This is a genomic window from Kitasatospora putterlickiae, from assembly GCF_039527695.1.
Lineage (GTDB): Bacteria > Actinomycetota > Actinomycetes > Streptomycetales > Streptomycetaceae > Kitasatospora > Kitasatospora putterlickiae.
Map to the genome: position 1 here is coordinate 9192 of NZ_BAAAKJ010000423.1, position 412 is coordinate 9603.

General features: G+C 76.9%; 1 pseudogene. It reads right to left on the bottom strand.

From position 1 onward, the window contains the following. Positions 1 to 412, bottom strand: a pseudogene (locus ABD308_RS35195) (helix-turn-helix domain-containing protein); the annotation flags it as partial.

Here is a 412-nt window from a genome sequence, read left to right on the forward strand (position 1 = left end):
CGTCCGCCTCGACCCGCAGCCGCATCGAGGCGATGGACAGCCAGGCGGCGTCGGACTCGTCGTGCGCGCCGATGTGGTCGAGGTGGTGCCGGGCGCGGGCGATGTGGCGGACGGTGGCGCGCACGTCGCCGGTCATGGCGTGGGCGCGGGCCAGGCCGATCTGGCCCATGGCGCCGGCCCAGTGCCGGGCGGGGGCGACCCGGACGATCTCATGGGCGTAGCCGAGGGCCGCGCCGGGGTCGCCGTCGAGGCGGGCGAGGAAGCTCATGTCGCTGAGCGCCGCGACCTGGGTGGCCGGGTCCTCGGCGAGTTCGGCCCAGCCGAGGGAGCGCGAGAAGCAGGCCATGGCGGTGGCGTTGCGCCCGTCCTGCATGCGCAGCGCGCCGGCGGCGTGGGCGTACTCGCCGGCGAG